We start from the raw sequence: 9,667 nt of genomic DNA, 5'->3' as shown, positions 1-9,667 counted from the left end.
GGAAATCGGTGGTGTTCGCTACGAATGTTGAATCCGCCAACAAATGCTGGCCTGGATGCGTTCCTTCGGGCCGGTCCAGCGTGTCGGCATCGAGGCGACGGGTACCTACGGGGCAGGGCTGCTTCGTTACCTGCAGAAGGCGAGTGTCGAGGTCCTGGAGGTCACGACCCCGGACAAAAGCGATCGACGCAAGCGCGGCAAGAACGACGACCTCGATGCCCAGAACGCTGCCCATGCAGCCTTTACCGGCAGGCGCACCGTCCCGCCCAAAAGCCGCGACGGCATGATCGAGGCTCTACGAGTCCTGAAAGCATGCCGAAAGACAGCGGTCGCTGCCCGCCGCGTCGCGCTGCAGATGATCCAAAACACCGTGGTCAGCGCACCCGATGACCTCCGTGACCAGCTGCGCAAGTTGACCCGCATGGAGCTCATCAGGACCCTTGCCGCCTGGCGGCCGGACATGACCGATTTCCGCAACGTGGCATCAGCCTACCGGATCACGCTGCGGTCTCTCGCTCGACGCTACCTCGAGCTGCATGATGAGATCGGAGACCTCGACAGCATGATCGGCGCCATCTTCGATGATCTGGCGCCCGACCTTGTGGCGCAGAACTGCATCGGCCACGAGTCTGCGGCACAGCTCCTGCTCACAGCCGGCGACAACTCTGAGCGCCTGCATTCCGAAGCAAGCTTCGCTGCCCTTTGCGGGGTGAATCCGGTCCCGGCATCCTCCGGCAAGACAACCCGACATCACCTGAACCGCGGTGGTGATAGAGCTGCCAACAGCGCCCTACACATCATTGCCATCGGCCGCTTGCGGACAGAGCCAAGGACCAAGGCTTATGTCGCAAAGCGGATCGCCGAAGGCCACTCCAAACTCGAAGCCATTCGCTGCGTCAAACGCTACATCGCACGTGAGGTATTCTCCCTCATCAGCCAGCGCCGGCGCGAGATCAATCAACACCCAGTCGCCGCTTGACACATAGAAGGGCATCCAGGGCAGCCAGTTCACCTCGCCGCGCTTCACCGGGGTACTGCAACAGGCCGGGGTGCGCATCTCAATGGACGGTCGTGGCCGGTGGATGGATAATGTCTTCATTGAACGGCTGTGGCGCAGCCTGAAGTACGAATGCATCTACCTGCATGTCTTCGAGACTGGCTCAGAGGTGCGGGCCGGGCTTTCGAAGTGGATCGGCTACTACAATGCCGGACGCCCACATAGCGCACTGGCGGGGCAGACCCCCGACGAGGCCTATAGGGCGAACGAAGCGGACAAACTGGCGGCCTGACGACAACCAGGACCGAGCTTATTCAGGCCGTCAAACTGTCCGACGGATGGGCACCACCTCAGTCCCAGCCACAGGACCGCCACCATTCTGCGCCTGCCAGCCCGCTTCGCCGCGCTGATCCTATGCTTCGCGCCACTCTTCCAGGAGTGTCAACGGCGGAGCGAAACCAGGCCAGCGTGGCGGCGTAAAACAAGGCCACTGGTGGTCTGGCGGAGCCAGACCTGACCGGCCCCCGATCGGGGGCCGGTCAGGTCTGCGGCTGGCTTCTTCGGTGGTCAGCCGGGCAGGATCTCGCCGGTGTCTGGGTCGCTGCCAATGCCTGCGGAGGCGTTGGTCGGCGCGGCCTTGGTTGCCAGGCGGCGCCGGGCGGTGGACTGGGCCAGGCGGTAGCTCTCGCCGTTCATGGCCAGGATATGGACGTGGTGGGTAAGCCGGTCGAGCAGGGCGCCGGTGAGACGTTCCGACACTGTCGTCGCTACAGCCTTGTTGGACCGTCTCCTGCACCACGCCATCGTTGTCCGCATCGAGGGCGCCAGCTACCGCCTCCGCCGCCATGCCGATCTGCTGCCTTACACCAGCACCACCCGGCCGATGGCCTCGGCCGAACTGGAACCACGACGGCGCGGCAGGCCACCCAAACCGCGAACCAGCAACCTCACCGCCACGACGTAGCCACCAGCCGAACGGAGGAATTTTCAGCCAGCACTTTTGAGGAATCCGGAGGTTCTCCCGCACTTTCCGTGCTGTCGTTACGGAATAGGTACGTCCAACCACCTGATGATATTGAGCAACTTGCGAATCTGGCGATCGTGGGAAGTGGCATAGCGTCATTACGAAACGGGTGCGCTATTTCCTGAGGTGCCTCAACCACTTGCTCGTTTTCATTGGGGGTATGAGAGCACGGAAAGTACGGGAGAACCAATCCGGACTCAGCATTGACAAGTGCCCGGCAGATAGGGATAGGCGGTCAGGTCAAGCCTGGCTGGGCGCCGCTCGATCCGTGCCAGGACGATCTGCCGGACCGCGTCGTAGCCGATGGCGCCGAGATGGATGGCATCGGCCACCGCGGCGGCCACCACCTCGCGGCCGGCGATCTCCAGCAGCCGCAATACCTGGATGAACTCCCGCTTGCCGCGGTTGCCCATGCGCGCCTCCAGCAGGTGGCGCAGATGCTGGAACGACGGCGGCAGATCCCAGCCCTGTAGCGCCGCCGCCTGGTCCAGCGCACCCGGCTTGGTCTCGAGCAGCGCCAGGTAGTGCAGCGGGTCGTAGACGAACTCGCCATGGCCATAGGAGCGGGCGTGGCGGGCGATCGGCGTGCCGTCGCAGAGGATCAGCACCCGGTCGACGAAACCCTTCACCAGCACTGCCTGGAACCCATGCGCGGTCGGCACCGAGTAGTCGTTGCCGCGGTAGCGGACCAGGGCGGTGGAGGACACCCGGGCGCTGATGGTCTCGCAGGGCTCCAGCACCACGGCAGGCAGGGGCTGCAGCGCCGCCAGATCCGCCGCCAGCCTATTGCCAATCGTCTCGGCATGCCGGCCCGCTCGGTCGGACTGCCGCAGGCGGCAACGCTCCGCCAACATGGCGTTGAAGGCCTCGTAGCTGGCAGCCACTGGCACCGGGGTCATGAAGTTGCTGCGGGAGAACTTCACCAGCCCCTCGACCTTGCCCTTGTCGTTGCCCTTGCCGGGGCGGCCAAACCGATCCTGGAACAGGTAGTGGCTGACCAGGCCGGTAAACGCCCGGGTCCGCTCGCGCCGGCCGTCGCCGCAGATCCTGGCCACCGCCAGCTTGAGGTTGTCGTAGAGGATCGACCGCGGCACGCCGCCAAAGAATGCGAAGGCCGCGACATGCCCGTCGAGGAAGGCCTCGGTCGTCTCCCGCGGATAGGCCTTCACGAAGCAGGCGTCCGACTGCGGCAGGTCCAGGCAGAAGAAGTGGATCTTTTGGCGAACCCCGCCGATCACCGCCACCGCCTCGCCGAAATCCACCTGGGCATGCCCCGGCGGATGCGAAAGCGGCACGAAGACCTCCCGGCCACGGCCCCGCTGGCGCCGCACATGATCCTTCACAACGGTATAGCCGCCGCCATAGCCATGCTCGTCGCGCAGCCGCTCGAAGATCCGCTTGGCGGTGTGCTGCTGCTTGGGCGGGCCAGCCCGGTCCGCCTCCAGGATGGCGGCGATCACCGGCAGCAGCGCCCCCAGCTTGGGCTTGTCCGGCAGCCGCGTCCGCACATACTCCGGCGGCGCTGAGTACCGGCATATATTGGCAGTCATGTCCCGGCTCAGCCCGAAAACCCGGGATGCCTCCCGCTGGCTGTTCCCTTCCAGGAACACGAACCGACGGACCGCCGCGTAGGTCTCCACCACGAACATCTCCCGGCGCCCCACCCTGAGCCCTCAGGGTAGGCCGCCTGCCACTGGCCGGGTTTTTACTCCGCCCGCAGCAGCATCACGCCGCCGCTCCAGTGGCCGACTTTCTCTCCGCCGTGCACATAAATTTCACCCATTTCCGCACCGTCTCACGGCCGCCGTCGCGCAGCCCTGCATCTTCACCAGTCTAATCGGTTATGAAAAATGAGGTGATGATTGCTGCCAACGGCAGGCTGCTCGGTTGGTAGATTGTTCGCTCAGCGACTTGATGTCGTCAAGATCCGTACCGCCCATTGCAACGGTAACATTGAAAAACTAACTTTGAGCGCGCGATAGTTTTCATTGGCAAAGGAAAATGTATGCAAGGATTAGGTATTGCTTTTGGCGTACTTGCTTTTGCGACGACGCTGGCGGTGGCCCAAACAAATAACCCTGCTCCATCCGGGCATGAACCAAGCCTTAGCGCCGGAAGAAACATTGGTCCGCGTGGCTCAGGTGGAGGCCACCGTGCCGGTGACCTTCAAGCACAGCAGGCAGCCAAGGTGGGACTTCTGCAGGCGATCGACGCGGCCGAAAGCCAAGGTCAAGGTCACGCCGTTGAAGCGGATTTCGAGATTCAGGGAGGCGGCCATTACGAAGTCAAAGTTCTTGGCAATGATGGGACACTTACAGAGCACCATGTGGATGCCATAACTGGGCAGGTTATTAAGATCGAACGCCACCCGATAGAAGAGTTTCTTACCCGGCTCAAGCCCGCTGATGTGCAAAGCGCCCGCACGACACTACGGCAAGCACTCGCCATTGCTGAACAACAGGCAGGCGGGCAGGCAGCCGAAGTCACAGTTCGACATGAGGGCAATACTATTAGTTATAGGGTTACGGTCACGAGTGGTGACCGTATGCAGGAAATCTGGCTTGATGCCGATGGTAAGATCATCTTATCAAGATGAATACCGTATCAGCAGATCATCTCGCCTTGCTGCGTGCTTCTACTTCCTGCATGCATTGTTGCACGTACGGCAGAGTGTCAAGGCGCCCGCTTGAATCCAGTGACCAAGTGTTACCGCCCGGGATCATTACCTGAGCTGTGGATGAGTTTGCGAAGGCTATGGCAAATTGTTTTTGCGCATCCAGCCCATGCGCGAGAACGCCGCGTAACATGTGGAATCCGTTTGGATACCGTCGAGCAACATCAATTTTTACCTTAGCTTGATGGTTGTCGAAAATAAGCACGGCTTGAGCTCCTTCTTCTAACCGCGCTGGTAAGTTTTCGAGGAGAAAGAGAAACAATATGACCTCGTCTTCTCGAATCTGTAGCGACAGGGTTCGTTGAGATAATCCGCTTACATCTTCCCAACCCGTGAGCCAGCTACACCAAGCATCTCCGCGGGCTCCATTATAAAGCGACACCTGCCAAGCACCACTTCGACGCATCCACGCAATCTCTGCTGTCGCCGGCGTAAGGGATGTCATGACGACGAAACAGCAAGCCACGGCGCTGCTGCGCATCCATGAGCAACAGTCAATTCCGACACGATTAATAGCCATGGGATTTTGTCCATTTCATCTCGCCGTGTGGCAGCATCTGCAAGTTGTACCGCAGTTCGCAGCGGTGCTTGCGGTCCGCAGCCCCAAAATTAAGTGGTAGGTCGCAATCGCCGCATAGCCAATGACGATACCTATTACCAGATTTGTAGAACTCCATGTCGTTCACCGATGAAGGTATATTGACCAAAATCTATCCAATGGCCCGATCTCAAAACGCCGTACGCGCGCGCAGCGCGAATAAATGCACCGGACCACGATCGGCATTAAAGCCCGGATTTAACGCCATCTGATAGTTTAGTGCCATGTTTATACCGGGTGAAATTCGAACGTCGTAATAGGTCTCAGTCACCAATTCTGGTCTATAGTTCAGCCGCCCATCGCCGACGATGAAACCGATGCCTCCAGCATCAAGATAGCGACGCCGACCATTGCTGGCAAAACCTAGATTAGTTGCGACCGCTAACGTGTCGCCCTCTCGACCCCAACGCGTGCCACGAAGCGAAGCGCCAGCCGAAATTGCTTGGTCGTGCTCGGTAAACATCCAGCTTTGGATACGCGAATCCTGCATTGAAAACCTGGCAAATACTCCGAACTCGGGGGTGATTTGCTGATCAAAGCTGATGCCGCCCGAGAGCTTGCGCCTGTAGCGATTTGGGTTCTTCTCGAAGGTGTCAAAGCCGTTGATAAAAAGATCGCTCCAGGAACTCTGACGTGCACTGGTCAGCCCGCCGATAAAGCGGATTGCGCCTTCGCGGCCATTGATCTGCCAGAACCGTTCAACCGAGCTAAGAAGCTGGTAGCCACGGGTAATTGACGGATCCATAAATAATCCGTTGGCCCGTCGTGCCACTTGGAAGGCGCCACTACGCACTGCCCAGGTGCTATTCTCCCATTCAAGCGCGACACCATTGGTGTATCCGCGTGCATCGGCAGCATAATCTACCGCTGAGCCTGCCACGAGCGCCCAATTCAAAAACTGCGTGCGGGGATCATGCGCGTAACGGTTATCATCAAATATGTCGAATGTGCTGATCTTGCCGGCTGTGATGGTAACTCGTTCGCGCGGCAAGGGTTGCGAGAAGCGCAGCGGATCGTCATCGCTTGGTACCGTGTCGGCACTCAGGCCAATGGTTTGGCGGAAGAAGAAGCGCGGTACATAGAGATATGGCTCCGTGCTACCCAGCCGGAACGCCTCGTTGTTAGGAAAGGCAGCGAGGCCCACTGAATTGGACAGGCCGAAGCCACGTGTGATTGAGGGATTAACCACTACCTCCGCACCGTCCCACAAGGTACGGCCCAAAATCAGGTCAGATGAAAAGGTGTTACGCGCATTGGCCGAAGGTGCCAAGCTGCTATCGCCTCGATAGGGTGAGCGGAAGGTCGGATGGCCCTGTAACACAAAGGTTGCTTGGCCGCGTACTATCCAGCCTTCCTCCTCCAACTTATCTTGCTGCGCGGCAAGATTGGGAAAGAGCGCCGCTTCCGGCGGGCCCAGGTTCGGCGTGCCGGCCGAACCGAACCGTCCCGTCTGAGCAACGGCAGCTACCGTCAACAAAAACGAAACTGAAATCGTAGCAAAGTTTAGGAGGTAATATTTTTTTCTCAAAATCGTAAACCTTTATCTTTAGCCTGAATTTGAGCTAGTTTGAAGGTGGGTGAGGCTTTTAGCAGGCGGCGGTCTGTGCTGGCGGTTTTCTGACATCAACATCGTTCTCGAACGTGACGATTTGGATGACTTTCAGCAATTCATTCTCGCACTTTGACTCGTGTCAGATTTGACGGCGGCTATACCCTACTTGAACAGCATTAGCTGAGCAGTAATCTTAAACAGCGCGCTTTTGATGCGCCTCTTCCAGTGTCGCAGGTAGCGAACATGCTCTCGATCGGGTGCGAGGTGGGCACGGTCCCAGCGCTTAGTCGGATAGTTATAGAAGATCAACAAGGCGTTGCGGCCCTTCAGCAGGCAGGTCGCTACCTTTTCGTATTTGACCAATACATCTTAGCAAAGGTCATGATCGCCGCACTCAACACAATTTTGAACCGTAGAACAGATTTTGGGATTGGGAAACTGAGCTATTTGGGCTCCAATCAGGGTATCTCGCCCCCGCTGAAACCGTCTGACCTCCGCTGCTGCTACCTATCCTGGATAATTCGTGAGGTCGACAGCGAGCGTCGGAGGCGGTGAAGTAGCTCGCGGTTTGGTTGTGTGGTCGTGCGTGCTCAGGACCGCTTTAGGCGGTCGGTGAGAAGGTGCGGATTGCGGATCTTGGGGTTGCGGTTAAAGGGCTCGGCAGGGGCATCTGCCTCGGTGTTCAGCTGATCAGCCGCGGCATCCGCCCGAGGGCAAGGCGCAGCGCGGACTGGTAGGGGCAGGCGCTGGGCAGGTGTAGCATCACCCGGGACTTCAGCGTCACAACCTGGGCGGCGATCTTCAGCAGGCGCAGGCGGAGGGTGTCGAACTGGGCGACGCGCCAGGGTTTGGGGCACTGCCACAAACCGCTTCGGCATCAGGCGACGCAGCGACCACATCAGCCAATAAGCACCGGTGTGCAGCATCAGGCGGAACTGGTTGGCGGTGGCACGCGAGCATGAGGTGCGGTCGGCAGCGAGGTGCCGTTTCCACGCCTTGATATGATTTTCCACCTGTCCCCGCTGGCAATAGGTCCTCTCGTAGAGACGGCGCGCGGCTCCGCTCGAGAGGTTGGTGACGACGAAGCGGGTGTCGGTGCCATCGGGCCCGGCCTCGACACGGGCGATGATCCGCTCGACCCGGCTCCAACTGGCAGCACCGTCGAGAAACTCCTTGTAGCGGCGCCGCTTGCCCGTGCCGGTCCGCAGCGCCGCCGTGCTGCGCTCCAGCACCTCGACGTGGCGGCGCAGCGTCGTCGGGGGTGCGACGCCGAGCATGAAATCCAGACTCTCGGCGTGGCAGAAGTCGGGCACTTCCGGCGCGCAATAGTGGCTATCTGCGCGGATGAGGATCTCGACCCGCGGCCTCGGATGGCGCGCACCAGGCGGCGGAGGAAAGCGCGTGCCTCCCGCCCGCTCGGCCGCTTGGCGGGGCGCAGCATGGCGGCANGGATGGCGCGCACCAGGCGGCGGAGGAAAGCGCGTGCCTCCCGCCCGCTCGGCCGCTTGGCGGGGCGCAGCATGGCGGCAACGGGGCGGCCCTCGCCGTCGAACACGACGATCGGCTGGAAGCCGTACTCGTCGTGGTGGGCGTTGAAGAGCCGCAGTTGCTGGTTGCCATGAACGGCGTCGAAGGTGTCATCGACATCCAGCACGATACGCCGCGGCACTTGCCGGAAGCTCCCGCAGTAGAGCTCGACCATGGCCCGTGCCATGCGCAGCAGGGACCGTGTCCCGGGCAGGTTTTCCAGCCGCGAGATGGTCGGCTGCGAGCAGAGCGCGTCACCGTCCGGCAGATGATCCAGCACCAGCTTGAAGGCCGGGTCATGCCGTAGGCTATCGGCGTCGTTGCCGTCCTCGTAGCCGGCCGCGATCATCAGCATGCGGAACCGCAGGATGTCGGTAACGCCGTGCCGGACCCGCTCCGGCAGGCGAGGATCGTCGATGCAGCAAGCAAGGCATTCAGCAACGCCGAGCCGCTGCCCGACCTCGCGCAGGACCTGCACACCGGCGTCGGAGGAGATCTGACCGCCGTCGAAGCGGGTGATGATGGCTTTGCCGGCGACCGGTGACAGGCCGGGCAGCGGTGGCATAGTCTCAACCTTGACGGGCATGGGCTCCGGAACCGGCTGGATATGGGTGTCGAAACCAAATCCTATTGCCGATCAACGGGTTGCACCATGCCCGTTAGCCTTCGCGCATAATCCAGGTTAGGATGCCAACACCTGCCGGCGCCGTGATCCAGACGCTTGATAAGATAGGGGCTGAGGCAGCATCGGGTCAATGCGACTGAGTTGGTCCTCGAATGGGGACCGTTAGTGCTCCATCATCAAGCTCAGACGGGGCGGGCTAGAAACCGAGTACTTTCTAGCTGCGCTTGCTGCAGGCGAACCGCCTCCCCCGTCGCTTCCGGCGCCGCCAGATCACGGCAAGCGGCCGCGCCAAGCAGCCGAGCACGATAAATGAAATGATCGCGCAGCGCGCATTACGGTGCCTGCCGCATTCTGCCCGCTAACAGGCGTTGAAGACGTAATGGAGGTAGGGCTTTTTCAGCAGGAGCCACGGGATGGGTCGCGGCGCAGCCGTGCTGCATAGCGTGTAGATCCGTAGCGGACTGGCTCGTCACCAAGTCATTCTAGCCGATCCAATTCCGTCATGATGGAAATAGATTTTCTACCTAAAGATATAAAATCTAGTGTAACTACTACCTCTGGTTGAGAACTAGAGGAGCTGCTGATGAGTGGGGACGGCGAAATCAACGTGTTGCTGCGGGGGCAAAGCAATGCCCAGATCTTCGCCGGTAACGGCATCTACGAAGTCGAG

Annotated in this window: 4 protein-coding genes and 5 pseudogenes; 4 read left to right on the top strand and 5 right to left on the bottom strand. The window is 60.4% G+C overall.

All coding sequences use genetic code 11. The annotated features are described in order from the left end of the window. Positions 1-37: 37 nt before the first annotated feature. Positions 38-979 (top strand): annotated as a pseudogene (locus tag QWZ14_RS00380) (IS110 family RNA-guided transposase); the annotation flags it as partial. Positions 980-995: 16 nt separating this feature from the next. After that, positions 996-1,289: pseudogene (locus QWZ14_RS00375) on the top strand (transposase); the annotation flags it as partial. Between the two features lie 275 nt (positions 1,290-1,564). On the opposite strand, the pseudogene QWZ14_RS00370 reads toward QWZ14_RS00375, so the two are convergent. Next, a pseudogene (locus tag QWZ14_RS00370) lies at positions 1,565-1,753 on the bottom strand (ATP-binding protein); the annotation flags it as partial. Positions 1,754-1,772: 19 nt separating this feature from the next. Here QWZ14_RS00370 and QWZ14_RS00365 point away from each other — a divergent pair. Then, on the top strand, positions 1,773-1,961 hold the full coding sequence (locus tag QWZ14_RS00365; protein WP_290314563.1) for an ATP-binding protein: 189 nt from the start codon (positions 1,773-1,775) through the stop codon (positions 1,959-1,961). A gap of 275 nt (positions 1,962-2,236) precedes the next feature. Here QWZ14_RS00365 and istA read toward each other — a convergent pair. Further along, a pseudogene (gene istA / locus QWZ14_RS00360) lies at positions 2,237-3,670 on the bottom strand (IS21 family transposase); the annotation flags it as partial. 356 nt (positions 3,671-4,026) lie between these two features. Here istA and QWZ14_RS00355 point away from each other — a divergent pair. Further along, on the top strand, positions 4,027-4,617 hold the full coding sequence (locus QWZ14_RS00355) for a PepSY domain-containing protein (RefSeq protein WP_290314562.1): 591 nt from the start codon (positions 4,027-4,029) through the stop codon (positions 4,615-4,617). Between the two features lie 16 nt (positions 4,618-4,633). On the opposite strand, the gene QWZ14_RS00350 is transcribed toward QWZ14_RS00355, so the two are convergent. The 3 genes and pseudogenes from QWZ14_RS00350 to QWZ14_RS00340 all read right to left on the bottom strand — a co-directional run bounded on the left by QWZ14_RS00350 (position 4,634) and on the right by QWZ14_RS00340 (position 8,958). Continuing rightward, positions 4,634-5,215, bottom strand: coding sequence for a hypothetical protein (locus tag QWZ14_RS00350; protein ID WP_290314561.1), 582 nt, complete (start codon positions 5,213-5,215; stop codon positions 4,634-4,636). Between the two features lie 208 nt (positions 5,216-5,423). Then, the gene (locus tag QWZ14_RS00345; protein ID WP_290314560.1) at positions 5,424-6,821 is read right to left on the bottom strand and encodes a carbohydrate porin; all 1,398 of its coding nucleotides are present in this window, start codon (positions 6,819-6,821) and stop codon (positions 5,424-5,426) included. 706 nt (positions 6,822-7,527) lie between these two features. Beyond that, positions 7,528-8,958: pseudogene (locus tag QWZ14_RS00340) on the bottom strand (IS1380 family transposase). Positions 8,959-9,667: the final 709 nt, after the last annotated feature.

The organism is Paeniroseomonas aquatica (genome assembly GCF_030409335.1).
GTDB classification, from domain to species: Bacteria; Pseudomonadota; Alphaproteobacteria; order Acetobacterales; family Acetobacteraceae; genus Belnapia; species Belnapia aquatica.
The sequence above is the reverse complement of the archived record's forward strand: the minus strand, read 5'-3'. Positions and strand labels throughout refer to the sequence as shown.

Coding starts and splice junctions, on each gene's coding strand:
- QWZ14_RS00350 (WP_290314561.1), bottom strand. CDS start 5,215: ATGGCTATTAATCGTGTCGGAATTGACTGTTGCTCATGGATGCGCAGC.
- QWZ14_RS00355 (WP_290314562.1), top strand. CDS start 4,027: ATGCAAGGATTAGGTATTGCTTTTGGCGTACTTGCTTTTGCGACGACG.